Source organism: Hydrogenophaga sp. GW456-12-10-14-TSB4, assembly GCF_059424305.1.
Map to the genome: position 1 here is coordinate 55,202 of NZ_JBWKZH010000009.1, position 24,956 is coordinate 80,157.

The 24,956-nt window shown below is 67.1% G+C and carries 23 protein-coding genes; 22 read left to right on the top strand and 1 reads right to left on the bottom strand.

Annotated elements, in window-relative coordinates; all coding sequences use genetic code 11:
- Positions 1-44 precede the first annotated feature (44 nt).
- The 22 genes from AC07ZS_RS06975 (at position 45) to AC07ZS_RS07080 (ending at position 23,806) form a co-directional block, all read left to right on the top strand.
- On the top strand, positions 45-1,079 hold the full coding sequence (locus tag AC07ZS_RS06975; protein ID WP_494797860.1) for a branched-chain amino acid ABC transporter permease: 1,035 nt from the start codon (positions 45-47) through the stop codon (positions 1,077-1,079).
- A 3-nt stretch (positions 1,080-1,082) separates the two neighbouring features.
- Positions 1,083-2,375, top strand: coding sequence for a branched-chain amino acid ABC transporter permease (locus AC07ZS_RS06980; RefSeq protein WP_494797861.1), 1,293 nt, complete (start codon positions 1,083-1,085; stop codon positions 2,373-2,375).
- 2 nt (positions 2,376-2,377) lie between these two features.
- A complete protein-coding gene (locus AC07ZS_RS06985) occupies positions 2,378-3,160 on the top strand; it encodes an ABC transporter ATP-binding protein (RefSeq protein ID WP_494797862.1) in 783 nt (260 codons plus the stop codon).
- Positions 3,160-3,855, top strand: a complete 696-nt coding sequence (locus AC07ZS_RS06990; RefSeq protein ID WP_494797863.1) for an ABC transporter ATP-binding protein — start codon at positions 3,160-3,162, stop codon at positions 3,853-3,855. Before AC07ZS_RS06985 ends, AC07ZS_RS06990 begins: the two co-directional genes overlap by 1 nt.
- A gap of 259 nt (positions 3,856-4,114) precedes the next feature.
- Positions 4,115-6,229 (top strand): 3-hydroxyacyl-CoA dehydrogenase NAD-binding domain-containing protein, encoded by a 2,115-nt coding sequence (locus AC07ZS_RS06995; protein WP_494797864.1) that lies wholly within the window; start codon positions 4,115-4,117, stop codon positions 6,227-6,229.
- 31 nt (positions 6,230-6,260) lie between these two features.
- The gene (locus AC07ZS_RS07000; protein WP_494797865.1) at positions 6,261-7,436 is read left to right on the top strand and encodes an acetyl-CoA C-acyltransferase; all 1,176 of its coding nucleotides are present in this window, start codon (positions 6,261-6,263) and stop codon (positions 7,434-7,436) included.
- Between the two features lie 11 nt (positions 7,437-7,447).
- A complete protein-coding gene (locus AC07ZS_RS07005) occupies positions 7,448-7,885 on the top strand; it encodes a PaaI family thioesterase (protein ID WP_494797866.1) in 438 nt (145 codons plus the stop codon).
- A gap of 13 nt (positions 7,886-7,898) precedes the next feature.
- Positions 7,899-9,722, top strand: coding sequence for an acyl-CoA dehydrogenase (locus tag AC07ZS_RS07010; protein ID WP_494797867.1), 1,824 nt, complete (start codon positions 7,899-7,901; stop codon positions 9,720-9,722).
- Entirely contained in the window at positions 9,722-10,021 is a 300-nt protein-coding gene (locus tag AC07ZS_RS07015; RefSeq protein ID WP_494797868.1) for a Dabb family protein, read from the top strand. Before AC07ZS_RS07010 ends, AC07ZS_RS07015 begins: the two co-directional genes overlap by 1 nt.
- 130 nt (positions 10,022-10,151) lie before the next feature.
- Positions 10,152-10,511 carry a YciI family protein gene (locus AC07ZS_RS07020; protein ID WP_494797869.1) on the top strand — a complete coding sequence of 120 codons (360 nt, stop codon included), beginning with the start codon at positions 10,152-10,154 and terminating at the stop codon, positions 10,509-10,511.
- The gene (locus AC07ZS_RS07025; protein WP_494797870.1) at positions 10,508-11,785 is read left to right on the top strand and encodes an RNA polymerase sigma factor; all 1,278 of its coding nucleotides are present in this window, start codon (positions 10,508-10,510) and stop codon (positions 11,783-11,785) included. The genes AC07ZS_RS07020 and AC07ZS_RS07025 overlap by 4 nt, the downstream gene beginning before the upstream one ends.
- Positions 11,786-11,837: 52 nt before the next feature.
- Positions 11,838-12,629 carry an SDR family oxidoreductase gene (locus tag AC07ZS_RS07030; protein WP_494797871.1) on the top strand — a complete coding sequence of 264 codons (792 nt, stop codon included), beginning with the start codon at positions 11,838-11,840 and terminating at the stop codon, positions 12,627-12,629.
- Positions 12,630-12,636: 7 nt separating this feature from the next.
- Entirely contained in the window at positions 12,637-13,065 is a 429-nt protein-coding gene (locus AC07ZS_RS07035; RefSeq protein ID WP_494797872.1) for a PaaI family thioesterase, read from the top strand.
- 28 nt (positions 13,066-13,093) lie between these two features.
- A complete protein-coding gene (locus tag AC07ZS_RS07040; RefSeq protein ID WP_494797873.1) occupies positions 13,094-14,110 on the top strand; it encodes an NADP-dependent oxidoreductase in 1,017 nt (338 codons plus the stop codon).
- A gap of 11 nt (positions 14,111-14,121) precedes the next feature.
- Complete coding sequence (locus AC07ZS_RS07045; protein WP_494797874.1) at positions 14,122-15,771, top strand: isovaleryl-CoA dehydrogenase; 1,650 nt, start codon at positions 14,122-14,124, stop codon at positions 15,769-15,771.
- A gap of 26 nt (positions 15,772-15,797) precedes the next feature.
- Entirely contained in the window at positions 15,798-16,733 is a 936-nt protein-coding gene (locus AC07ZS_RS07050; RefSeq protein ID WP_494797875.1) for a glutathione S-transferase family protein, read from the top strand.
- Between the two features lie 5 nt (positions 16,734-16,738).
- Entirely contained in the window at positions 16,739-17,191 is a 453-nt protein-coding gene (locus tag AC07ZS_RS07055; RefSeq protein WP_494797921.1) for a GNAT family N-acetyltransferase, read from the top strand.
- Positions 17,192-17,216: 25 nt separating this feature from the next.
- The gene (locus AC07ZS_RS07060; RefSeq protein ID WP_494797876.1) at positions 17,217-18,122 is read left to right on the top strand and encodes an SDR family oxidoreductase; all 906 of its coding nucleotides are present in this window, start codon (positions 17,217-17,219) and stop codon (positions 18,120-18,122) included.
- 7 nt (positions 18,123-18,129) lie between these two features.
- Positions 18,130-18,687 (top strand): methylated-DNA--[protein]-cysteine S-methyltransferase, encoded by a 558-nt coding sequence (locus AC07ZS_RS07065; protein ID WP_494797877.1) that lies wholly within the window; start codon positions 18,130-18,132, stop codon positions 18,685-18,687.
- On the top strand, positions 18,684-19,604 hold the full coding sequence (locus AC07ZS_RS07070) for a helix-turn-helix domain-containing protein (protein WP_494797878.1): 921 nt from the start codon (positions 18,684-18,686) through the stop codon (positions 19,602-19,604). Before AC07ZS_RS07065 ends, AC07ZS_RS07070 begins: the two co-directional genes overlap by 4 nt.
- Before the next feature lie 164 nt (positions 19,605-19,768).
- A complete protein-coding gene (locus AC07ZS_RS07075; protein ID WP_494797879.1) occupies positions 19,769-22,720 on the top strand; it encodes a Tn3 family transposase in 2,952 nt (983 codons plus the stop codon).
- 261 nt (positions 22,721-22,981) lie between these two features.
- On the top strand, positions 22,982-23,806 hold the full coding sequence (locus AC07ZS_RS07080; protein WP_494797880.1) for a hypothetical protein: 825 nt from the start codon (positions 22,982-22,984) through the stop codon (positions 23,804-23,806).
- A 130-nt stretch (positions 23,807-23,936) separates the two neighbouring features.
- Here the strand turns inward: AC07ZS_RS07080 and AC07ZS_RS07085 are convergent, their stop codons facing one another.
- Positions 23,937-24,953, bottom strand: coding sequence for a DNA-binding protein (locus tag AC07ZS_RS07085; RefSeq protein ID WP_494797881.1), 1,017 nt, complete (start codon positions 24,951-24,953; stop codon positions 23,937-23,939).
- Between the last annotated feature and the right edge of the window lie 3 nt (positions 24,954-24,956).

Below are 24,956 nucleotides of genomic sequence, written 5' to 3' on the forward strand. Positions count from 1 at the left end.
GTATCGGGCTCTTTCACTTTCAACGATGAGGAAGGTCTGAGGGAATGGAGTTTTTCATCATCTCGATGCTGAACGGGCTGAGCTACGGGCTCCTGCTGTTCATGCTGAGTTCGGGTCTCACGCTGATCTTCAGCATGATGGGCGTGCTCAACTTCGCGCACGCCAGCTTCTACATGCTGGGTGCCTATGTGGGGTACACCGTGGCGCAGTTCGTGGGCTTCTGGCCCGCGCTGCTGATCGCGCCCATCGTGGTGGGCCTGCTGGGCGCGGCGTTCGAGCGCCAGTGCCTGCGCAAGGTCCACAAGTACGGCCACGTGCCCGAGCTGCTGGTGACCTTCGGCCTGTCCTACGTCATCGTCGAGCTGGTGCAGCTCATCTGGGGCCGCATCGCGGTCGAGTTCCGCCCGCCCGAAGAACTGCGCGGCCCGGTCTTCACCTTGATCAACCATTCCGTCGACGGCCTGCGCATGGTCTGGGGCGCCGCGCCGCCCGAACTGTGCAGCGCCGCCGACGCCGCCATTCGCGTGGTCTGCTCGCCGTTTCCCGCCACGCGCGGCTTCATGATGCTCGTGGCCATCGTCATGCTGGCCTCGGTCTGGCTGCTGCTCACGCGCACCCGCATCGGCCTGGTGATCCAGGCCGCGCTCACGCACCCCGACGCCGTCGAATCGCTGGGCCACAACGTGCCACGCGTCTTCATGCTGGTGTTCGGCGCGGGCTCCGCGCTGGCCGGCCTGGCCGGTGTCATCGGCGGCAGCACCTTCCTCACCGAACCGGCCATGGCCGCCACGGTGGGCTCGGTGATCTTCGTGGTGGTGGTGGTGGGCGGCATGGGCTCGCTCTCGGGCGCCTTCGTCGCCTCCATCCTCATTGGCGTCATCCAGACCTTTGCCGTGGCTTTCGAGTATTCGCTGGCCACGCTGGCCCAGCAGATCGGCCTGCCGCTGCCGGAGGCGGTGGCCAACAACTCGTACATCAAGCTCACGCTGTCCCAGGTCGCGCCCATCCTGCCGTACCTGTTCCTGGTGCTGATCCTGATCTTCCGGCCGCGCGGCCTGCTCGGCAAACGGGAGGGCTGAGCGATGACCTCCAAACATTACGAATTCAAGCCGCTCAACGTCGGGCGCTGGCTGACCTGGGGACTCTTCGCGCTGCTGCTCATCGTGGCGCCGAGGATCTTCACCAGCGGGCTGGCCATGACGGTGCTCTCGCAGATGGGCATCGCCATCATCGCCTGCCTGTCCTACAACATCCTGCTGGGGCAGGGCGGCATGCTCAGCTTCGGGCACGCGGTCTACACCGGCCTGGGCTCCTTCCTGGCGATCCACGCGCTCAACAGCGTGACCGCCGGCTCGCTGCCCTTGCCGGTGTCGCTGGTCCCCATCGTGGGCGGCCTCGCCGGCGTGGGCTTCGCGGTGCTGTTCGGCTACGTGACCACCCGCAAATCGGGCACCACCTTCGCCATGATCACGCTGGGCCTGGGCGAACTCGTGTTCGCGCTCTCGCTCATGATCCCCGAGTTCTTCGGCGGCGAAGGCGGCGTCTCGGGTGACCGCATGGCCGGCAAGCCCTTCATGGGCATCACCTACGGGCCGCAGGTGCAGGTGTACTACCTGATCGCCGTCTACACCTTCATCTCGGTCGGGCTCATGTTCGCCTTCACCCGCACGCCGCTGGGCCGCATGCTCAACGCCGTGCGTGACAACCCCGAGCGCGTGGAGTTCGTGGGCTACGACACCCAGCGGGTGCGCTACATCGCCTTCATCATCGCCGGCTTCTTTGCCGGCATCTCGGGCGGCCTGGGCGCACTGAACTTCGAGATCGTCACCGCCGAGGTGGTGGGCGCGGCGCGCTCCGGCGCCTACCTGCTGTTCACCTTCCTGGGCGGCGCCACCTTCTTCTTCGGGCCCATCATCGGCGGCATCCTCATGGTGCTGGCCTTCGTGTTGCTCTCGGAGTTCACCAAGGCCTGGCTGCTCTACCTGGGCCTGATCTTCCTGTTCATGGTGATCTACGCCCCGGGCGGCATCGCCAGCCTGATCATGATGAACCTGCGCGTGGCGGCCTTCGGGCGCCTGCGCGAACTCTGGGTGAGCTACCTCGCGCTGGCCGGCACCGCGCTGGTGATGCTGGCGGGCGCGGCGGCCATGATCGAGATGATCTACCACCTGCAACTCAACACCACGCTGGGCTCCGAGCTGCGCTTCCTCGGTGTGCCGCTGGACGCCCACAGCGTCAACAGCTGGTTCGGCTCTGCCATGGTCATGCTCACCGGCCTGGGTCTGTTCGAGCTCACGCGCCGCACCTTCCTGCGCGAGTGGGGCGAGATCCAGGAATACATTGAAAAGGAAATCAAGCGGAGGGAGGCGCTGTGAGCATGAACGCACCATCGACTTACGCGCTGGAACTCAAGGACCTGCGCAAGAGCTTCGGCAAGACCGAAATCATCCGGGGCGTGAACCTGGCCGTGAACGCCGGCGAGCGCGTGGGCATCATCGGCCCCAACGGCGCGGGCAAGTCCACGCTGTTCAACCTCATCAGCGGGCGCTTCGCGCCCAGCAGCGGCCAGGTGCTGCTCAACGGCCAGCGCATCGACGGCAAGAAGCCGTTCGAGATCAACCGCGCAGGCCTCTCGCGCAGCTTCCAGATCACCAACATCTTCCCCAAGCTCAGCGTGTTCGAGAACCTGCGCTGCGGTGTGCTCTGGAGCCTGGGCTACAAGTACACCTTCCTGAAGTTCCTGGCCGACCTGGACGACGCCAACGAGCGCGCCGAGCAGCTCATGGAGATGATCAAGCTCGACCGCAAGCGCGACACGCTGGCCATGAACCTCACCTACGCCGAGCAGCGCGCGCTGGAGATCGGCATCACCATCGCCGGCGGGGCGAACGTGATCCTGCTCGACGAGCCCACCGCCGGCATGAGCAAGAGCGAGACCAGCCGCTTCATCAGCCTCATCAAGGAAGTGACCGTGGGCAAGACCCTGCTCACGGTGGAGCACGACATGGGCGTGGTGTTCGGCCTGGCCGACCGCATCGCCGTCGTCGTCTACGGCGAGGTGCTGGCCTTCGACACGCCCGCGGCCGTCCGGGCCAACCAGCGCGTGCAAGAGGCCTACCTGGGCTCGCACGTGGCAGACGCACAGGGAGCGGCACACTGATGTTGAAGATCGAAAACCTCCACGCCTACTACGGTAAAAGCCACGTCCTGCACGGCGTGAGCTTCGACGTGCAGCCCGGCGAGATCGTCGCGCTGCTGGGCCGCAACGGCTCGGGCCGCTCCACCACCGCCAAGGCCGTCATGGGCCTGGTGGAATGCCAGGGCAGCATCCACTGGAAGGGCCAGCAGATCATGGGCAAGAAGGCCTATGAGGTGGCCCACCTGGGGCTGGGCTACGTGCCCGAGAACCGCGACATCTTCCCCACGCTCACCGTGCACCAGAACCTGATGCTGGGGCAGAAGGGCAGCGGCAAGGGCTCGCGCTGGAGCTTCGAGGACATGTACGGCATGTTCCCGCGCCTGCGCGAGCGCCAGCACACCGAGGCCGGCGTGCTCTCGGGCGGCGAGCAGCAGATGCTCACCCTGTGCCGCACCCTCATGGGCGACCCCGACCTCATCATCATCGACGAGCCCACCGAGGGCCTGGCGCCCAAGATCGTGGAGCTGGTGGGCCAGTACCTGCAGACGCTCAAGTCGCGCGGGGTCTCGGTGCTGCTGATCGAGCAGAAGCTGACCATCGCCATGGCGATCTCCGACCGCGCCCTGGTCATGGGGCACGGCAGCATCGTGTTCCAGGGCACGCCGGAGAGCCTGCGCGCCGACCCGTACACCCGCAAGGAGTGGCTGGAAGTTTGACGCCCCCCGCGCCGCCTTTGGCGGCACCCCCCACTGGGGGGCGATGCCTGTGGGCCGGCGGAGCCGGACCCACGGCATCCTGGGTTGGGGCACGCGCTCCGGAGCCATTTCTTTTTTCATCTCCCGAGACAACCCGGCGACACCCGGGTCTTGCGGCGATGCACAATCTTTCTAGAATCGAACGATCGTTCTTTTTGACGAAGAGCGTCACAGTCAACGCCCTCAGGCACTGTCCGACACACAACGAAGGAGCTTTTTCATGACCGCTGAGTACCAGGTCCACGGCGATGTGGCCGTCATCACCATGAACAACCCGCCGGTCAACGGTCTGGGGCTGTCCACCCGCCAGGGCATCACCGACGGGCTGGCCAAGGCCGAGGCGGATGCGGTCGTGAAGGCCATCGTGCTGACGGGTGCCGGCAAGGCGTTTTCGGGTGGGGCGGACATCCGCGAGTTCGGCTCGCCCAAGGCGCTGGCCGAGCCGAACCTGCTGTCGGTGATCCTGGCGGTGGAAAACGCGTCCAAGCCGGTCATCGCCGCGATCCACTCCGTCGCCATGGGCGGTGGCCTGGAGCTGGCCCTGGGCTGCCATTACCGCATCGCCGCGCCCGGCACCAACGTGGCGCTGCCCGAGGTGAAGCTGGGCCTGATTCCCGGTGCCGGCGGCACGCAGCGCCTGCCGCGCGCCCTGGGCGTGGAGCCCGCGCTCAACATGATCGTGAGCGGCGAGCCGGTCAAGAGCGAGATGCTCGCGCAGGTGCCCGGCCAGATGCTGTTCAACAAGCTGTCGGCCTCGCCCGAAAGCCTGGCCGAGGAGGCCCTGGCCCTGGCCCGCGAGATGGCCGCGAAGCACGCCGACGGCAGCGCGCTGCCCCGGGTGCGCGACCTGCCGTGCAAGCACCCCAAGGGCGATGCGTACTTCCAGTTCGCGCGCAACATGGTCAAGGGCATGTCCAAGAACTTCCCGGCGCCCGCCAAGTGCGTGGACGCCGTCGAAGCCGCCACCAAGAAGAAGTTCGACGACGGCATGGCCTTCGAGCGCGAGATCTTCATCAACCTGATGTGGACGCCCGAGTGCCGCGCGCTGCGCCACCTGTTCACGGCCGAGCGCGCCGCGAGCAAGATTCCCGATGTGCCGGAAGACACGCCCAAGCGCGAGATCGCCTCGGTGGCCGTCATCGGCGCGGGCACCATGGGCGGTGGCATCTCCATGAACTTCCTCAACGCCGGCATCCCGGTGAAGATCCTGGAGATGAAGCAGGAAGCGCTGGACCGCGGCATCGCGACCATCCGCAAGAACTACGAAGCCCAGGTGAAGAAGGGCAAGCTCAAGCAGGACAAGTACGACCAGCGCATGGCCCTGCTGAGCACCACGCTGAGCTACGACGACATCGGTTCGGCCGACCTCGTGATCGAGGCCGTGTTCGAGGAAATCGGCGTCAAGGAAAAGGTGTTCAAGGAACTCGACCGCGTGATGAAGCCGGGCGCGATCCTGGCGTCCAACACCTCCACGCTGGACGTGAACCAGATCGCCAACTTCACCAAGCGCCCGCAGGACGTGGTGGGCCTGCACTTCTTCAGCCCGGCCAACGTGATGAAACTGCTGGAAGTGGTGCGCGGCGAGAAGACCGCCAAGGACGTGATGGCCACCGTGATGACCGTGGCCAAGAAGATCAAGAAGACGGCGGTGGTCTCCGGCGTGTGCGACGGCTTCATCGGCAACCGCATGATCGAGCAGTACGGCCGCCAGGGCGGTTTCCTGCTGGACGAGGGCTGCACGCCCGAGCAGGTGGACAAGGCGATGGAGAAGTTCGGCATGGCCATGGGCCCGTTCCGCATGGGCGACCTGGCCGGCAACGACATCGGCTGGGCGATCCGCAAGCGCCGCTACCAGGAAAAGCCGGACATGAAGTACAGCAAGACGGCCGACCTGCTGTGCGAGAAGGGCCGCTTCGGCCAGAAGACCGGTGCCGGCTGGTACGACTACGTGCCGGGCAAGCGCGACGCGATCCCGAACGCCGAAGTCGTGAAGATGATCGAGGACCACCGCAAGTCGCTCGGCATCACGCCGCGCAAGATTTCCGACGAGGAGATCGTGCAGCGCCTGGTGTATTCGCTGGTGAACGAGGCCGCGCACATCCTGGAAGAGGGCATCGCCAACAAGGCCAGCGACATCGACGTGGTCTACATCTTCGGCTATGGCTTCCCGATCCACCGCGGCGGTCCGATGATCTACGCGGACACGGTGGGCCTGTTCAACGTGGTGCAGAGCATGAAACGCTTTGCCAAGAACCCGCTGGACGATGCGAAATTCTGGGAGCCTGCACCGCTGCTGGCGCGACTCGTGGCCGAAGGCAAGACCTTCAACGCCTGAGCCCACGAACCCCACATTAGGAGAACATTTCATGACCAACGCCGTCATCGTTTCCACCGCCCGCACCCCCCTGGCCAAGAGCTGGAAGGGCGCTTTCAACATGACCCACGGCGCCACGCTCGGCGGCCACGCGGTGCAGCACGCCGTGCAGCGCGCCGGCATCGAAGCCGCTGAAGTGGACGACGTCATCATGGGCTGCGCCAACCCCGAAGGCGCCACCGGCGCCAACATCGCGCGCCAGATCGCGCTGCGCGCCGGCCTGCCCATCACCACCTCGGGCGTGACGGTCAACCGTTTCTGCTCGTCCGGCCTGCAGACCATCGCCATGGCCGCCCAGCGCATCATCGCCAACGAAGGCGACGTGTACGTGGCCGGCGGCGTGGAGAGCATTTCCTGCGTGCAGCAGGAGATGAACACCCACATGCTGGCCGATCCCTGGCTGGTGAAGAACAAACCCGAGATCTACTGGAACATGCTGCAGACCGCCGAGCAGGTGGCCAAGCGCTACAACATCTCGCGCGACGCCATGGACGAGTACGGCGCCGCGAGCCAGCAACGGGCCACGGCCGCGCTGGAGGCCGGCCTGTTCAAGGCCGAGATCGCCCCCATCACCGTGACAGCCGGCGTGGCCGACAAGGTCATGGGCCTGATCACCAAGCAGGTGACGGTGGAGCACGACGAGGGCATCCGCGCCGGCACCACCAAGGAAGGCATCAGCGGCATCCGCCCGGCGATTCCCGGCGGCGTGATTTCGGCCGGCAACGCCAGCCAGTTCAGCGACGGCGGCGGCGCCTGCGTGGTCATGAACGAGACCCTGGCCGAAAAACGCGGCCTCCAACCCCTGGGCCGTTTCCTTGGCTTCGCGGTGGCCGGCTGCGAGCCCGATGAAATGGGCATCGGCCCGGTCTTCGCCATCCCCAAGGTGCTCGCGCGCCTGGGCCTGAAAGTCGGCGACATCGACCTGTGGGAGCTCAACGAAGCCTTCGCGGTGCAGGTGATCTACTGCCGCGACAAGCTGGGCATTCCGGGCGACCGCCTCAACGTCAACGGCGGCGCGATCGCCGTGGGCCACCCCTATGGCGTGTCGGGCCAGCGCCTGACCGGCCACGCGCTGCTCGAAGGCAAGCGCCGAGGCGCCAAGCGCGTCTGCGTGACCATGTGCATCGGCGGTGGCATGGGCGCCGCCGGCGTGTTCGAAGTCCTCTGAGGACGACCGCGATGGCCGAGGCCAGCGTCAGCCCCGAGGTGTTTCTGGCCATGGGGCGCGAGGTGCTGGCCGCGCAGCCGTTCTCGCGCCTCATCGGCGCTGAGCTGGCCGCGTTTTCCAGGGGGCAGTGCGAACTGCACGTGCCCATCGGCGAATCGGTGAAGCAGCAGCACGGCTTCGTGCACGGCGGCGTGCTGAGCTACGCCGCCGACAACGCGCTCACCTACGCCGGCGGCAGTGCCCTGGGCTTGCCGGTCGTCACGGCGGAGTTCAAGATCAACTACCTGCGGCCGGCGATCGGCGAGCGCCTGATCGCCCGGGCCGAAGCCGTGCACACCGGCAGGACGCAATCGGTCTGCCGCTGCGACGTCTTCGTGGTCCAGGACGGGGTGGAAAAGCTCTGCGCGGTGGCGCAGGGCACCATCGCCGCGCTGCCGCCCAAGAACTGAAGAAGAGACTTCCATGAGCCTGCGTCCCACCGTCGATTTTCTGCTCTACGACTGGCTCGACGCGCCCGCGCTGAGCGGCCGCGAGCGCTTTGCCGACCACAGCCGAGAAACCTTCGACGCCGTGCTCGACACCTGCGAGCGCATCGCGCGCGAGAAGTACGCGCCGTTCAACCGCGTGGTGGACACGCAGGAGCCGCACTTCGACGGCGAGAAGGTGATCCTGCCGCAGGCCACGCACGACGCGCAGAAGGCCTACGCCGAGAGCGGCATGCTCAGCGCCGCGCAGGACTATGCCGTGGGCGGCATGCAGTTGCCCTACACGGTGGAGGCCGCGGCCAACGCCTTCTTCGCCATGGCCTCGGTGAGCATCGGCAGCGGCATGCTGACCACCGGCAACGCCAACCTGCTCATGGTGCACGGCACCGAGGCGCAGAAGCAGGTGTTCGCGCTCAACGAGTTCTCGGGCCGGTTCTCCGGGACCATGTGCCTGTCCGAACCGCAGGCCGGCTCGTCGCTGAGCGACGTGACGACCCGCGCCGTGCCCGACGGCGCCGGCTTCGAGAGCGACCCGCTCGGGCCGCGCTACCGCCTCAAGGGCAACAAGATGTGGATCTCGGCCGGCGAGCACGAGCTGACCGAGAACATCATCCACCTGGTGCTGGCCAAGATCCCCGACGAGAACGGCAAACTCGTGCCCGGCACGCGCGGCATCTCGCTTTTCATCGTGCCCAAGAAAATCGTGAACCCCGCCGGGGAACTGACGGGCGAACGCAACGACGTGGCGCTCGCGGGCCTGAACCACAAGTGCGGCTGGCGCGGCACCACCAACACGCTGCTCAACTTCGGCGAAGGCAAGTACCCGGTGCAGGGCGAGGCGGGCGCGGTGGGCTACCTGGTGGGGCAGGCGGGCAAGGGCCTGCACTGCATGTTCCACATGATGAACGAGGCCCGCATCGGCGTGGGCATGGCCGCCACCATGCTGGGCATGGCCGGCTACCACGCCAGCCTGGACTACGCGAAGAACCGCCCGCAGGGCCGGCCCATGGGCCCGGCCGGCAAGGACCCGGCGCAGCCGCCGGTGCGCATCATCGAACACGCCGACGTCAAGCGCATGCTGCTGGCGCAGAAGGCGTACTGCGAAGGCGCGCTGGCGCTGGAGCTGTACTGCGCGCGCCTGGTGGACGAGCAGCACACGGGTGACGCCGCCACGGCGGACGGTGCGCGCCTGCTGCTGGAGGTGCTCACGCCCATCGCCAAGAGCTGGCCCAGCGAGTGGTGCCTGGAGGCCAACAGCCTGGCGATCCAGATCCACGGCGGCTACGGCTACACGCGCGACTTTCCGGTGGAGCAGTACTGGCGCGACAACCGCCTGAACATGATCCACGAGGGCACACACGGCATCCAGGCCATGGACCTGCTGGGCCGCAAGGTGCTGATGGAAGGCGGCAAGGGCCTGAGCCTGCTGGCCGCCCGCATCAACGACACCATCCAGCGCGCCATCCACGTGCCCGAACTGGCCGCCCACGCCAATGCGCTGGGCCAGGCGCTCGCGCAGGTGGGGGCCGCCACCAAGGCCGCCTGGGCCACCGGCGAGCCCACCGACGCGCTGGCCAACGCCGTGCCCTACCTGCAGGCCTTCGGCCACACGGTGCTGGCCTGGGTCTGGCTGGACGTGGCGCTGGCCGCGCACGCCGCGCCCGCATCGAACGCCCGCACCGGCCGCCTGGCGGCGATGCGCTTCTTCTTTCACTACGAGCTGCCCAAGATCAGCGCGTGGCTGCAGGTGGTGAGCCAGCGCGACCAGACCTGCGCGGCCCTGCCCGAGGAGGCCTTCTGATGCTGCATCACATCGTCATGTGGAAGATCAAGGCGACCGCCGACGGCAGCAGCCGCGAGGCCAACATCGCCAAGGCCAAGGCCTTGCTCGATGCCTGTGCCCAGCTGGTGCCCGGCATCGTGCGCTTCGAGGTTGCCACCGGCGGCGACCTGGAATGCACCTACGACCTGGTGCTCAACAGCAGCTTCACCGGCCGCGACGCGCTCGCCGCGTACCAGAACCATCCCTCGCACACGGCCCTCAAGCCGTTCATGCGCCTGGTGGTGGAGCAGCGGCAGTGCATGGACTACGAGGTCTGAGCCCGGGCCGACAGGCGGTTGTCGAAGGTGTCGATCGGGCCGGTCTTCAGGCATCCATGGAGCAGGAAGTGCAGGGTTGCACTTTCATCCACCGTGCCGCACGATCCCGCGGCCTCCACAGGAGCTTCACATGGAATACATGATCGTTTTCAAGGAAACCCAGGCCGACTTCGATCGCCGTCCCGACGACGCCTACTTCGGCGCCTGGGGCGCCTACATCGCCGCGCTGCATGCGTCCGGCATCACCAAGGGCGGCAACGGCCTGCAGCCGCCGCACACCGCCACGCAGGTGCGGGTGCGCAATGGCCAGCGCCAGGTGCAGGACGGGCCGTACCCCGACACCAAGGAGCACCTGGGCGGTTATTTCGTGATCGAGGTGCCCTCGCTCGATCAGGCGCTGGAGTGGGCCGCGCGTGCGCCCTGCGCCAGCACCGGCAGCGTGGAAGTGCGCCCCGTGCTGCCACCCATGGACATCCCGCACGCCACATGAACACCCGGGCGGCCGAAGCGGCGGCGCTGGCCGCGCGCGACACCTACGGCCGCCTGGTGGCCTACCTGTCGTGGCGCTGGAACGACCTGGCCGCCGCCGAGGACGCGCTGGGTGACGCGCTGCTCAAGGCGCTGGAGCGCTGGCCGCGCGATGGTGTGCCGGCCCAGCCCGAAGGCTGGCTGCTCGCCGTGGCCCATCGGGCGCTGTTGCAGTCGGCGCGGCACCAGGGCGTGGTGCAGCGGCTGGCCGACGACCCGGTGGTGCGCCGACTGCTGCCCCGCGAGGACGACGCGGCCCCCGAGCCCTTCCTGCAGGCCCACCCGATTCCCGACAACCGCCTGCGCCTGATGCTGGTCTGCGCCCATCCCTCGATCGAGCGTTCGGTGCGCACGCCCCTCATGCTGCAGGCCGTGCTCGGGCTGGACGCCCAGCGCATCGCCGCCGCCTTCCTGGTGTCGCCCGCGGCCATGGCGCAGCGCCTGGTGCGCGCCAAACAGAAGATCGCCCAGGCCGGCATCCGCTTCGAGGAGCCCGAGCCGGCCGACCTGCCGCAGCGCACGCACGCGCTGCTGGAGGCCGTGTACGCCGCCTACGGGCTGGCCTGGGAGCGGCTGGGCGGATCGGGCGAGCTGGCGGCCGAGGCGCTCTACCTGGCCGAGCTGTGCGAGGCCCTGCTGCCGGGCGACGCGGAGGCGCGCGGACTGCGGGCCCTGCTGTTGTTCTGCGAGTCGCGCCGCGCGGCGCGCTTCGTGGCCGCACCCGACGGCAGCGAGCGCTTCGTGCCCCTGCACGAGCAGGACACGGCGCGCTGGGACCACGCCCAGATCGCACAGGCCGATGCGCTGCTGCGCGAAGCTGCGGCGCTGGGTCAACTGGGGCCGTACCAACTGGAGGCGGCGATCCAGTCGGCCCATGCGCAGCGCGCCGTCACCGGCCGCGTGCCCTGGGGCGGCATCGTCCAGCTCTACGAGGGCCTGCTGCAGATCGCCCCCACGCTGGGCGCGCACGTGGGCCATGCGGTGGCGCTGGGCACGGCGCATGGGGCCGCGCAAGGCCTGGCCGCCCTGGACGGCTTGCCCGAGGCCGAGGTGCGCAACCACGCCCCCTGGTGGGTGGCGCGCGCCCACCTGCTGGAGCAACAACGGCGCTGGCCGGACGCCGCCGCCGCGCTGCGCCACGGCATGGGCCTGACCGAAGACCCCCGCCTGCGGGCGCATCTCTGGTACAAGCTTCAGGCCCTGCAGGCCGCGCCGGTGACAGGCACGCCCGCCTGATTCACCCACAATGACTGACCGTGCTTTTCTCCATCACCCCGAGGACGACAACATGACCCGAACCATTCCCCAACTCTTCGACCTCAAGGGCAAGACCGCCCTGATCACCGGCGGCTCGCGTGGCCTGGGCCTGCAGATGGCCCACGCCCTGGGCGAGGCCGGCGCGCGCGTGCTGGTGAGCTCGCGCAAGGCCGAGGACCTGGAGAGCGCCACCGCCGAACTGCAGGCCGCCGGCATCGACGCGCGCTGGGTCGCGGCCGACTGCTCGAAGGAAGAAGACATCCACCGCCTGGCCGACGAAAGCCTGCAGCGCCTGGGCGATATCGATATCCTGGTGAACAACGCTGGCGCCGCCTGGGGCGCGCCGGCCGAAGACCACCCGGTGGAAGCCTGGGACAAGGTGATGAACCTCAACGTGCGCAGCTACTTCATCCTGAGCCAGGTGATCGCCCGGCGCAGCATGATCGCGCGCAAGTCGGGCCGCATCATCAACACCGCGTCCATCGCCGGCCTGGGCGGCAACCCCTCGGGCATGAACACCATCGCCTACAACACCTCCAAGGGCGCGGTGATCAACTTCACCCGCGCGCTGGCCGCCGAGTGGGGCAAGTACGGCATCACCGTCAACGCGATCTGCCCGGGCTTCTTCCCGAGCAAGATGACGGTGGGCACGCTCAAGACCATGGGTGAGGAAAAGCTGGCCTCGCACGCGCCGCTGCGCCGCCTGGGCGATGACGAAGACCTCAAGGGCCTGACCGTGCTCTACGCCTCCGACGCCGGCAAGCACATCACCGGCCAGTGGTTGGCGGTGGACGGCGGCGTCAGCGTGATCACCGGAGGCTGATCGGGTCATGGAATTTTCCGTCCGCATCCCTTTCGTCGAACTCCTGGGTTTCGAGCTGCACCGGTTCGAGGGCGGGGAGGCGGAATTGCTCTTCAACCCCGGGCCCGACCACATGAACTCGTTCGACGTGGTGCACGGTGGTGCCAGCATGACGCTGCTCGATGTGGTCATGGCGCACGCCGCGCGCTCCACCGAGCCCGACATGGGCGCGGTCACCATCGAGATGAAGACCAGCTTCATGCGCGCCGCCAAGGGGCCGCTGCGGGCCACCGGCCGCACGCTGCACCGCACCGCCACGATGGTCTTCACCGAAGGCCACATCTTCGACGCCGCCGGCAAACTCTGCGCCCACGCCACCGGCACCTTCAAGCTCATGCCGCGCCTGGCCACTGGCGCCAGCAGCGCACAGCCCCTCAACCGCATCAAGACCGACTGACGGTCCCATTCCCCAACGGAGAAACACCATGCCCGCCAACCAGCAGATCCTTCTCGACAACCGCCCGCAGGGCGAAGCCACCGTGGCCAACTTCAAGCTGGTCACCGCCCAGACCCCCGCACTGGCCGACGGCCAGGTGCTGGTGCGCCACCATTTCCTGAGCCTGGACCCCTACATGCGCGGCCGCATGAACGACAGCAAGAGCTACGCCGCGTCGCAGCCGCTGGGCGAGGTGATGATCGGTGGCACCGTCGGCGAGGTTGCTGAGTCCAAGCACCCCAAGTTCCAGCCCGGCGACAAGGTCGTGGGCATGGGCGGCTGGCAGGAATACAGCGTGGTGGATGCCAACCAGCCTGGCGCGCTGCGCAAGGTGGACACCACCCACGTGCCGCTCTCGCACTACCTGGGCGCGGTCGGCATGCCCGGTGTGACCGCCTGGTACGGCCTGGTGAAGATCATCAACCCCAAGGCCGGCGACACGGTGGTGATCAGCGCCGCCACGGGCGCGGTGGGCAGCGCCTTCGGCGCTCTGGCCAAGGCGCGCGGTTGCCGCGCGGTGGGCATCGCCGGCGGCCCGGACAAATGCAAGTACGCGGTGGAAGAGCTCGGGTTCGACGCCTGCATCGACTACAAGCTGCACAAGGACGCGCACTCGCTGTCCAAGGCCATCAAGGAAGCCTGCCCGAATGGCATCGATGGCTACTTCGAGAACGTGGGTGGCATGGTGCTCGACGCGGTGCTGCTGCGCATGAACGCCTTCGGTCGCATCGCCGTGTGCGGCATGATCGCCGGCTACGACGGCCAGCCGCTGCCGCTGGCCAACCCCGCGCTGATCCTGGTGAACCGCCTCAAGATCGAGGGCTTCATCGTCAGCGAGCACATGGAAGTCTGGCCCGAGGCCCTGACCGAGCTGGGCACGCTGGTCGGCACCGGCAAGCTGCGCCCGCGCGAAACCGTGGCGCAAGGCCTGGCCGCCGCACCCGAGGCTTTCATGGGCCTGCTCAAGGGCAAGAACTTCGGCAAGCAGCTCGTCAAGTTGATCTGAAGGAGCGTGCCATGTCCACCACGCACGACGTCTTCAACCAGCCCGTGCCGTTGGTGGACGTGAACCTGTTCGCCGGCAACCGCCCGATGCAGGCGGCGCTGAAGTTCAACGCGCCAGCCCTGGACACCGCGCCGATGCAGGCGCTGGGCGCCACGGCCGGCAGCGGCGAGATGCAGACCCACGCGCGGCTGGCCAATGTGCACACGCCGCAGCTGAAAACGCACAGCCGCTTCGGCCACCGCATCGACCATGTGGAGTTCCACCCGAGCTACCACGCGCTCATGACGGCGGCGGTGGGGGCGGGCCTGCACGGCACCGCGTTCTCGCCCGAGCAGCAGGCCACCGGTCACGCCCACCAGCTGCGCGCCGCCGGCTTCATGCTCTTCACCGAGCTGGAGCCGTCCATCCTGTGCCCCATCTCCATGAGCTACGCGGTGGCGCCCGCGCTCAAGGACAACCCGGCCATCTACCAGGACTGGGCACCCGGCCTCACCAGCCGCCTCTACGACCCGGCGCTGAAGGTCTGGCGCGACAAGCCCGGCCTGACCATGGGCATGGGCATGACGGAGAAGCAGGGCGGCTCCGACGTGCGCGCGAACACCACGCGCGCCGAGCCCGCCGGCAGCGACGCTTGGGGCCAGCGCTACAGCGTCACCGGCCACAAATGGTTCTTTTCGGCGCCGATGTGCGACGCCTTCCTGATCCTGGCGCAGACGGCCAGCGGCCTGTCCTGCCTGTTCCTGCCGCGCGTGCTGCCCGACGGCACGCTCAACCAGCTGTTCATCCAGCGCCTGAAGGACAAGCTGGGCAACAAGGCCAACGCGAGCTCCGAGGTGGAGTTCGTGGGCGCCAGCGCCTGGCTGGTGGGCGAGGAGGGGCGCGGCGTGCCGCAGATCCTGGCCATGGGCACCATGACGCGGCTCGACTGCGCGCTGGGCACCAGCGGCCTGATGCGCCAGGCGCTGTCCATCGCGCTGAACCACACCACCCAGCGCAAGGCTTTCGGCAAGGCACTGATCGACCAGCCGCTGATGAAGAACGTGCTGGCCGATCTGGCGCTGGAGTCCGAGGCCGCCACCGCGCTGGCGCTTCGCCTGGCGCGCAGCTTCGATCGCGCGGGCGACGCGCACGAGCAGGTGATGACGCGCCTGCTCACGCCCGTGGCCAAGTTCTGGATCTGCAAGCGCGGCAGCCACTTCGCCCAGGAAGCCATGGAATGCCTGGGTGGCAACGGCTACGTGGAGGAGGGTGGCGAAGGCATCATGGCGCGCATCTACCGCGAGATGCCGCTCAATTCGATCTGGGAAGGTGCGGGCAACATCATGGCGCTGGACCTGTTGCGCGCGCTGCGCAAGGCCGATGCCGCTGCCGCGCTGGCCCATGAACTGGCGCCCGCGCGCGGCATGCACCCGGCGCTGGACCACCTGGCCGAGCGCCTGCCCGTCCGGGTGGAAGAGATGGCCACCGAAATGGAGGCCCGCCGCCTGGCGCAGGACGTGGCCCTGGCCGTGCAGGCCGCGCTGCTGGCGCAGACCGCGCCGGCGGCGGTGTTCGGCGCCTTCTGCGATTCGCGCCTGGGCGGCCAGTGGGGCCACAGTTTCGGCTCGCTCGGTGCCGGCACCGATTTCGATGCCATCATTGCCCGGGCCATGCCGCGCTGACGGCGGCCTCACAGGACCCCCACACCATGCACGACCTCATCCTTCACCACTATTCGCTGTCGCCGTTCGCGGAGAAGGCGCGCCTGCTGCTCGGCTACAAAGGCGTGGACTGGCGCGGCGTGACCGTGCCCGCCACCCTGCCCAAGCCCGATGTGACCGCGCTCACCGGCGGCTACCGCCGCACACCCATCCTGCAGATGGGGGCGGACATCTACTGCGACACGGCGCTCATCTGTGATGTGCTGGAGCATGTGCGGCCCGATCCGCCGCTGTACCCCGAACGCCACAAGGGCATGGCGCGCGTGCTGGCCCAATGGGCCGACACCACGCTGTTCTGGGCCTCGATGGGCTACAACCTCAGCCCCAAGGGCGCCGCCGCGCTGTTCGCCGGCCAGCCGCCCGAAGTCGGGCAGGCCTTCGCGGCCGACCGCGCCGCCATGCGCGCCGGCATGACGAGCCCGCGCCCGGGCGACGCCACCGCCGCCTTCCGCAGTTACCTGCGCCGCCTCTCCACCATGGTGGAAGAGCAGCCCTTCCTGCTTGGCGATGCGCCCTGCGTGGCGGACTTCTCGGCCTACCACCCGCTGTGGTTCAGCCGCGTGGCCAACCGCGCCATGGCGGGCATCCTGGATGCCACGCCGCCGGTGCTGGAATGGATGGACCGCATGGCGGCCATCGGCCACGGGCCGATGACCAAGCTCACGTCGACCGACGCCATCGCCATCGCCGCCGCGGCGGAGCCCGCCGCGCTGGCCGACGACGTCTTCCAGGACGAGCACGGCATCGCGCTGGGCAGCCGCGTCACGGTCACGGCCGAGGCCTTCGGCCCGGAGCCGACCGAAGGCATCCTGCGCGCGGCCACGCGCACGCGCTACACGCTGGAGCGCAGCGACGCCAGGACGGGCAGGGTGCATGTGCATTTCCCGCGCATCGGTTACGTGTTGAGGGAAGTGCGCGCTTGAGCTCCGTGAACCTGACCTGGCGCTGCCTGCCGTTCGATGCCCTCCATGCCCGCACCCTGTATGCCCTGCTGCAATTGCGCACCGAGGTGTTCGTGATGGAACAGACCTGCATCTTCCAGGACATGGACGGCGCGGACCCGCAGTGCTTTCATCTGCTCGGGGAACGCGCCGACGGTGCGCTGGCGGCTTATGCCCGCCTGGTGCCGGCCGGCCTGAAATTCACCGAGGCCAGCATCGGCCGCGTGGTCACGCTGCCGGCGGCGCGCGGCGGCGGCCTGGGCCATGTGCTGATGCGCGAGGCGGTGCAGGCCGTGCATGGCCTGTGGGGCGTGCAGCCCATCCGCATCGGCGCGCAGGCGCGGCTGGAGGCGTTCTACCGCCAGCACGGCTTCGAGCCGGCGAGCGAGATCTACATCGAGGACGGCATCGACCACGTCGAAATGGTTCGGGCCGGCTGAGTTCTTTCCAACAGGAGACGCACACATGATTCAGGATTTCAAGGGCAAAACCGCCGTGCTCACCGGCGCCGGATCGGGCTTCGGCCTCGAATGCGCGCGCATCGGCGCGAAACTGGGCATGAACCTGGTGCTGGTGGACGTGCAGCAGGATGCGCTGGACAAAGCCACGGCCGAGATCGAGGCCACCGGCGTGCAGGTGCTCTCGCGCAAGGTCGACGTGTCCAGCCAGGAGCAAATGGAAGCCCTGGCGGCGGCGGTCGAACAGCGTTTCGGCGCGCCGCACTTCGTCTTCAACAACGCGGGTGTGGGCTCGGCCGGCCTGATCTGGGAAAACTCGGTGCGCGACTGGGAGTGGGTGCTGGGCGTCAACCTCTGGGGCGTGATCCACGGTGTGCGCCTGTTCACGCCCATGATGCTGGCCGCCTCGAAGAAAGACCCGAACTGGCGCGGCCACATCGTCAACACCGCCAGCATGGCCGGCCTGCTCACGCCACCCAACATGGGCATCTACAACGTGAGCAAGCACGCCGTGGTGAGCCTGACCGAGACGCTCTACCAGGACCTGAAGCTGGTGAGCGACCAGCTCAGCACCAGCGTGCTCTGCCCGTACTTCGTGGCCACCGGCATCAGCCAGAGCCACCGCAACCGCCCGGCCGAGATGGCCGACGAAAAGGCCACCCAGAGCCAGCTGATCGGCCAGGCCATGACCGACAAGGCGGTGAGCTCGGGCAAGGTCTCTGCCGCCGAGGTGGCGCAGCTGGTGTTCGATGCCATCAGCGCCGATCGCTTCTACATCTTCAGCCACCCGCGCGCGCTGGGCAACGTGCGCTCGCGCATGGAAGGCATCGTCAACCAGACCAACCCGGCCGACCCTTTCCTGGAGCGGCCCGAGATCGGGGCCGGCCTGCGGGCGGCCCTGCGCGCCGTGTGAGGCCACCATGGACGGCGGCCACACGCTGTTCGACACCGCCATCGGCGCCATCGGCATCGCCTGGGGCCCCGGCGGCGTGGTGGCGGTGCAGTTGCCCGAAGCGGATGCCACGCGCACCCGGGCACGGCTGCTGAAGGGCCTGCCGCCGCTGCCGGAAGTCGCTCGCCCGCCCGCGCCGGTGCAGGCCGCCATCGACGGCGTTCAGGCCCTGTTGGCGGGTGCCTCGCGCAGCGATCTGCGCGAGATCGAGCTCGACATGAGCGGCCTCACCCCATTCCAGCGCGAGGTCTATGCCCTGGCCCGCGCGATACCGCCGGGCGAAACGCGCACCTACGGGGAACTGGCCGAGGCCCTGGGTGACGCCGGCCTGGCCCGCGCCGTGGGGCAGGCCATGGGCCACAACCCGTTCGCGCCCATCGTGCCCTGCCACCGCGTGCTCGCCGCGGGCGGGCGCTCGGGCGGTTTCTCGGGCGGCAACGGCGTGCCGACCAAGCTGCGCATGCTGCAGATCGAGCGCGCGCGCATCGGCAACGAGCCTGGCCTGTTCGACGGAGAGCCGCCGTGATCACCGCCACCGAGCTGCAGGCCGGTCCGGTCCGCGTGGTGGACTACCGCTGCGGCAGCGGCCCGGCCGAGCGGCCGTTCACCGAGGTGCATCAGGGGTACTCGGTGTCCTATGTGCGCAAGGGCACCTTCGGTTACCGGGTGCGCGGTGTCTCCCACGAACTGGTGGCCGGCTCGGTGCTGGTGGGCCACCCGGGTGACGAGTTCGTGTGCACGCACGACCACGCCCTCTGCGGCGACGAATGCCTGGCCTTCCACCTCTCGCCCGGCTTCGTCGAGCTGGTCGGCGGCGACCGCCACACCTGGCGCACCGGCGGCCTGCCGCCGCTGCCCGAGCTGATGGTGCTGGGCGAACTCGCGCAGGCGGTGGCCGGCGGTCGGGGCGACGCCGGCCTGGACGAGGTGGGCCTGTGGTTCGCCGCCCGCTTCGTGGAGGTGGCGACCGGCCGCCAGCTCACGCCCGCGCCGGTGGCCGAACGCGACCGCCGCCGCGCGGTGGAGGCGGCGATGTGGATCGCGGCCCATTCGCACGAGGCCATCGACCTGGAGCGGGCGGCCGGCGAGGCGGCCCTGAGCCCGTTCCATTTCCTGCGGGTGTTCTCGCGCGTGCTCGGGGTGACGCCGCACCAATACCTCGTGCGCTCCCGGCTGCGGCAGGCGGCGCAGTTGCTGGCCGACAGCGACCGCGCGGTGACGGACGTGGCGCTGGAGGTGGGCTTCGCCGACCTCAGCAACTTCGTGCGCAGCTTCCACCGCGCGGCCGGCCTGTCCCCGCGTGGCTTCCGGCGTGCCGCCCGCAACGGCCCCCGGAAAGACCGCAAGATTCTCCAAGACCGCCTGGCGACCCTGCTCGAAGATGAACGCCTCATCCACCCATCGAGCAGGAAACCCTCGCCATGTACGACCACCTCGGACTGAAAGTCAACGACCTCGCCCAGAGCGGGGTGACCTCATTTCCGGTGCAGAAAGCCGGTTTAGCAGCTGAGGGTTAACCCGCATTCGCTGAAACCTTCTGGAACCTGCGAGAACAATTCCGTAGACTTCTGTCAGGCTTGGAACTGCGCAGGCCAGGGGGAACCAGCTTGCCAAGCTTCTATCTGCGTTTTGTCGGATCCGACACCCTTCCCAAGTCTCTGTCCAAGCGGGAGGTCGAAGAATGCTTTGGCCTGAGCGCTGAAGACATCCACGAGCTTCGCCCGCCCCGCTTCCGGGGTACAGCTCGGCTTGGCGCGGCCGTTCAACTGGTGATGTTGCGCGCCACTGGACGACACCCAGATGCCCTCTCGGGCCTGCCACCCGTGCTGCTGCGCCACCTGACATCAACACTGGGCATGAGCGCGACGGACATCGCATCCGTCACGTCGCTGTACAAGAACAGGGACACCCGCTTCGAGCATCAGCTTTGGGCGCGGCAACGCGTCGGCTTCGCGGCCTTGGACGACACCACCAAATCGCTGCTTGCGGATACCCTGCGCGAGCTTGCCACCACTGCGGTCTCGGTGAACGATCTTGTGCATCAGTCGGAGCACTGGCTTTTCGACCGCCGCCTCGTGCTGCCTGGCGATCGGACCCTCAGGGACATGGCCCGCGCGGCATTTGCCGACCAGGAGAATGCGGCGCTCGAAACGATTCGCGCAGGCGTGCCGCGCGAGCACATCCACAGGGCGCTTTTGCACGCGTTCTCAAAACGATCTGGACCGGGCGGGCACACCGTGCTGGAGTGGCTGCGCACGCCGCCGGGCAAGCATGGCCAGCTCACCCTGAGTGAGGTCACCAAGAAAATCGAGTGCCTGAAGGCTTTGCGCGTCCACGAGTGGAATCTGTCGGCGATTGCGCTGAATCGGTTGAAGGCCTACAGCCAGGAGGTGGTCAATCGACCACCATCAGCGACAAAGAACCTGTCGACTGAGCAACGCGAGCTGGAGATCGTCTCTTTCCTGCACGTGACATTGCTGGAACAGACCGACCTGGCCGCGGAGATGGGCGCGCGACGCCTCACCGACCTCTACCGCAAGGCCTCCGGCAAGGTGCTTAAGAAGCAAGCGGACAGCTCCGTCGATCTGCGCGCCGAGCGGGTGAAGCTCAAGGAGGTCCTTTACAGCAAGAAGCTGACCGCCGTGCAAATCGTCGCAGCGATGCGCGAGCTGGTGCCTCAAGATGAGCCGGCCTTCGCAAGCACGCGCGCCCAATTGGTACGCGAAGCACTGGTGAAGGAAGAAGCGCCGCGTGTCTCAGCGCTCCTCAACTCACTGGGCATCCTGGAGATCAGAGGTGAGGCGTCGGACAAGGCACTGAGGCAGCTCAAGTTGCTGCGCGATCTGGCCAAACGGCGGGAAACCAGCCTGCCTGAGGGAACGGACGTGTCTTTTGCTGACCCCGGCTGGCATCTGTTGTTGCAGGGTTCGGATCGCAAGCTCGCGCTTGCTGCACTGAAGGTCAGTGCCGCGACCGCACTGCGCAAGGCCATCAAGGGCGGGAAGCTCTGGCTGGCGCACAGCAGCCGACACCGCAGCCGCGCCGATCAACTGATGTCTGAGCAGGAATGGACGGACAAGAACAAGTCGCTCATCCGGGCGCTGAGCCTCACCGACGATCCGGACAAGTTCCTGGGTCGCGTGTTGGAGCGCGTCGACGCCGGCCTGGCCCAACTCGCCAAAGCGGTCGAGGAAGGCGCGCTCACCATCGACAACCAGGGGCACATCAGCATCGCACCCATCCAGGCGCTTGAAGTCGAACCCCAGGTCACGAAGACCCGCGAGAGCATGTTCAACATGATCGGCGGCGCGCAGTTCGCCGACATGCTGGTTGAGGTGGATGCCAAAACCCGTTTCAGCCAAGCGCTGCTGGGCCGGATGGCCAAGGACATTGGTGAGTTGAAGGCGGTGTACGGCGCCCTGTACGCGCATGGGACGGAGAACAACGCCAAGGGGGTGTGCGCCATGATCTCCGGCCTGCAAGTCTCACAAATCTCCATGGCCATGCGTGCGCTGGAGGCCAGCGGGCGCCTACGGGAGGCCAACACACGCATCATCGATTTCCAGCAGAGCATGCCGATTGCGATGCTCTGGGGCCAGGGCGACAAGGCATCCTCCGATTCGATGACGCTCGATACCTCACGGCATCTTCACTCGGCGCGCATGGAGTACCGCCGCAAACAGCATGGGATGGGCATCTATGTGCACATGCTTGACACCTGGGCGCTGTTTCACGACCAGCCCATCGTCATCAACGATCGGCAGGCCGCGCCAGCGGTGCACGGCGTCGAAGCACACAACTGCACCCGGCGCGAGGATCAGATCCGCCTGTCCCTGCTGGCCGTCGACACCCATGGCTACACCAACGCAGCCATGGCGATCGCCAAGCTGCTGGGCTTCGATCTGTGTGTTCGCTTGCGCCAGCTGTCGGAGCGCAAGATGTTCATGGCATGGGGTACTGCACCGCCCGAATCGCTGGAGCGGTTGGTCGTGGGCAAGGTCTCGCTGCGGAAGATCCGTGCCGGCTGGATGGAGCTGCTGCGCCTGATCGCCTCCATCCGTCAGGGCCGCCTCACAGCCGCAGAAGCCATCGCTCGCCTGGGCAGCGCCGCCCGGGGGGATGCTGTGCACGCTGCAGCAGACGAACTGGGAAAGCTTCTGCGCACTGTTTTTCTGTGCGACTACTTCACCATCCCTGAGTTCCGCCGCGAAATGCACGCACTGCTGAACCGCGGCGAGTCCATCCATCTATTGCAGCGCGCCGTGTACCACGGGCGCGTGGGCGTCTCGCGCGGCCGTCGGGCCGATGAACTGCGCGCTATCTCGACGTCGCACACCCTGCTGACCAACGTTGTGATCGCCTGGAACACTATGAAGATGCAGGATGTCGTGGATCGCTGGAAGGCGCTCAAGCACCCCATCGAGGACCACTGGATCCGGCGCATCGGGCCGGTGCACTTTGAGCACGTGAACTTTAAGGGCACCATCACCTTCGAGATCGATTCGTACGCAGATGCGCTCATTCAGCGCCAGTCCAAGGTGCGCGCGCGCCGGGTTTGATCCAGGTAGTCCGGATTACGGGAGGTCGAAGCTCGGGTCGGCCGGCGTCGAGGGGCACATGTTCGGGAATGGTGGATTTTCAGAACCGGCTCTTTTCTCGTGCATTTCACCCGGTTAGCGGTTCACGTTGATCAATGAAATCAACGACTTAGCGAATTGATCAAAAAACAGCCGGCTCTTTTTCCGTGCGATTCACCGGGTTAGGTTTTGGCGCTGACAATTGCCCGCCGCCCTGACGGGGGGTCATCACGGAGAAGAACGATGGGACAAGCGAAGCTCAAGCAGCGCGCGGCCTTTGCGCCGGCATTGGTCGATGAGTGGGAATCGGACGATGGAGTCAACTTTGCGGTGGCGCTCGCGCGAGTAACGGGCTGGCTGCTTCATGTGGATTGGTGGGTGCCGTCGCTTGATCCGGACAACAACGTCGCTCTTGAGAATTGCAAACCACTGCGCGTGTACGTGGCGGACAACGGAACCCGGATTTTTGATGTGCGAGGCAACCGGTCACTCGGTGACTTCATTCATCGAACGATTCGGCCTATGGCTGTTCGGCACGGCATGGGCGGGGTCAGGACGCGCTACTACGCTGAAAGCGCGCTCGCGTCGCTGCCTCTGCGGTGCACACCAGATCCGACCAAGATCGAAAGCGCAACCAAAGCCATCGAGGCCAACACACCTTATCTGGCTTCGATTCCCAAGCGGTTGGCACCCTGCATCCCGGCCGCCGAGGCGGCCGAATACACATTCGGTAGGTGTGCCGCGTTCGCGGAAGCGATGGGTGTGCTGACGGGCTTGGACCCCGTAGCGCTACTGGCCATCCGATTCGAGCCTGGTGCGGAAGGAACCGAGCACGGGGCCGATGGCTATGTTCATAGCTTCGTTCTGCACCCAGACGGGATGGGGGAAGACAGCTGGGGCAAAGCGAATGTCAGGGACATCGCTCAACGATTTGGTGTCGTCGAATTCCGGCTCAGCAGCGAGGCGCACGGCCGCGTCGTGAACAACCAGCAGCGCAACTCGCCAGAGCTCTACGAAACTGCATTCGCCAAGGCCAAAGAACTCATCCAGACGTATCGACAACAGTGAGTTGCTCCGGTCACTAGCCGTGCCAACACTCAGGAATTGCCGCGCCCGACAATGTGCTCAAAACGCTTCATACGCTGCACAGCGTATGGTTGCCAATTTTTCATTGAACCCAACGCAGCGAGGCTACGGCTCAGTTGTGGCGCTTTTTAGATAGTCCCTCAGTGCTGGCTCGCACTGCCTTTGATGGTGCAGCGGGTTTGAACTGCTCGATCAGGTCGCGCAACGTGTTGGCTTCAGCCTTGAACTGTGATGCCTGCTGTCGGGCGTCCTGCAACTGCTGATTCTGAGCGTCGAGGGATGCCGTGAGGTTTTTGACTGCTGCCTTGGCGGCTTCGAGTTCGGCGCTCATCCGTGTGGTTGCCGTGACGACTTCCAGCGCCTTGGACTGGCTTTGGCGTTCAGTCTCGACCAGCTTGGCGCGCACGCCTTCCAGATGCTTCTCCGCCACCGCGCGCCCGGCTCGCTCCTGTTCAATTTCGCGCAGCGCCCGACGCTCGGCGCCAGCGGCCCGCTCATTGGCGGCCTCAATGGCCGTGCGCCCTTTGTCCAGCTCGGCGCTGAAATCCGCCCGGATGCGCTCCTGCTGGGCTTGTAACTCGCCCACTTGGTGCTGCAGCGCTTCTGTGCGTGCCATGGTGGCCGCGTGCGAACGGCGCTCGCCCTCATGGGCCCCGTTGCTCGCTTGAAGCTGCACCTCCAATTCGGCCAAGTGCCCGCGCATCTCCTGATTGAGAGCCTCTGCTGCCTTGGCGCGATCCTGCTCGGCTTCCAGATCCGTCAATGCTTTGGCCGTCTCGGCCTGCGCTTCCACTCGAAGGGCGGCCAGCTCGGTCCTGGCCAGCTCGGTGGCTTGGCCCCAAACCGCCTGCACGGCATCGGCCGCGGCAACTTTGAGCGCTTCGGGCAGGTCCGGGTGGTCGATCTCGACCCGGGCTTTGTTGCGCAGCTCCTCCCAGAACCTGGCCAGCGCTTCTGCCGGAGCGCTCATCGAACCCTTGCGCACGTACTGGTACAGCTTGCTGGCCGTGGGCGTGATCCCGTGCCGAAAGAACAGCAGCGCGCAGACCTCACGGTACAAGGCCTTGGTTTCGCTGAACCGTTCCTTGAGCGTTTCGATCTCCGTTTGGATTTCTGATTCGATGTTCATGAA

What these genes read in the sequence shown, in the direction of transcription:
- AC07ZS_RS07015 (WP_494797868.1), top strand. Translation starts at nt 9,722, where the DNA reads ATGCTGCATCACATCGTCATGTGGAAGATCAAGGCGACCGCCGACGGC.
- AC07ZS_RS07045 (WP_494797874.1), top strand. Translation starts at nt 14,122, where the DNA reads ATGTCCACCACGCACGACGTCTTCAACCAGCCCGTGCCGTTGGTGGAC.
- AC07ZS_RS07000 (WP_494797865.1), top strand. Translation starts at nt 6,261, where the DNA reads ATGACCAACGCCGTCATCGTTTCCACCGCCCGCACCCCCCTGGCCAAG.
- AC07ZS_RS07020 (WP_494797869.1), top strand. Translation starts at nt 10,152, where the DNA reads ATGGAATACATGATCGTTTTCAAGGAAACCCAGGCCGACTTCGATCGC.
- AC07ZS_RS07010 (WP_494797867.1), top strand. Translation starts at nt 7,899, where the DNA reads ATGAGCCTGCGTCCCACCGTCGATTTTCTGCTCTACGACTGGCTCGAC.
- AC07ZS_RS07025 (WP_494797870.1), top strand. Translation starts at nt 10,508, where the DNA reads ATGAACACCCGGGCGGCCGAAGCGGCGGCGCTGGCCGCGCGCGACACC.
- AC07ZS_RS07050 (WP_494797875.1), top strand. Translation starts at nt 15,798, where the DNA reads ATGCACGACCTCATCCTTCACCACTATTCGCTGTCGCCGTTCGCGGAG.
- AC07ZS_RS07035 (WP_494797872.1), top strand. Translation starts at nt 12,637, where the DNA reads ATGGAATTTTCCGTCCGCATCCCTTTCGTCGAACTCCTGGGTTTCGAG.
- AC07ZS_RS07080 (WP_494797880.1), top strand. Translation starts at nt 22,982, where the DNA reads ATGGGACAAGCGAAGCTCAAGCAGCGCGCGGCCTTTGCGCCGGCATTG.
- AC07ZS_RS07060 (WP_494797876.1), top strand. Translation starts at nt 17,217, where the DNA reads ATGATTCAGGATTTCAAGGGCAAAACCGCCGTGCTCACCGGCGCCGGA.
- AC07ZS_RS07085 (WP_494797881.1), bottom strand. Translation starts at nt 24,953, where the DNA reads ATGAACATCGAATCAGAAATCCAAACGGAGATCGAAACGCTCAAGGAA.
- AC07ZS_RS06985 (WP_494797862.1), top strand. Translation starts at nt 2,378, where the DNA reads ATGAACGCACCATCGACTTACGCGCTGGAACTCAAGGACCTGCGCAAG.
- AC07ZS_RS06975 (WP_494797860.1), top strand. Translation starts at nt 45, where the DNA reads ATGGAGTTTTTCATCATCTCGATGCTGAACGGGCTGAGCTACGGGCTC.
- AC07ZS_RS07040 (WP_494797873.1), top strand. Translation starts at nt 13,094, where the DNA reads ATGCCCGCCAACCAGCAGATCCTTCTCGACAACCGCCCGCAGGGCGAA.
- AC07ZS_RS06995 (WP_494797864.1), top strand. Translation starts at nt 4,115, where the DNA reads ATGACCGCTGAGTACCAGGTCCACGGCGATGTGGCCGTCATCACCATG.
- AC07ZS_RS07030 (WP_494797871.1), top strand. Translation starts at nt 11,838, where the DNA reads ATGACCCGAACCATTCCCCAACTCTTCGACCTCAAGGGCAAGACCGCC.
- AC07ZS_RS07005 (WP_494797866.1), top strand. Translation starts at nt 7,448, where the DNA reads ATGGCCGAGGCCAGCGTCAGCCCCGAGGTGTTTCTGGCCATGGGGCGC.
- AC07ZS_RS06990 (WP_494797863.1), top strand. Translation starts at nt 3,160, where the DNA reads ATGTTGAAGATCGAAAACCTCCACGCCTACTACGGTAAAAGCCACGTC.
- AC07ZS_RS06980 (WP_494797861.1), top strand. Translation starts at nt 1,083, where the DNA reads ATGACCTCCAAACATTACGAATTCAAGCCGCTCAACGTCGGGCGCTGG.
- AC07ZS_RS07065 (WP_494797877.1), top strand. Translation starts at nt 18,130, where the DNA reads ATGGACGGCGGCCACACGCTGTTCGACACCGCCATCGGCGCCATCGGC.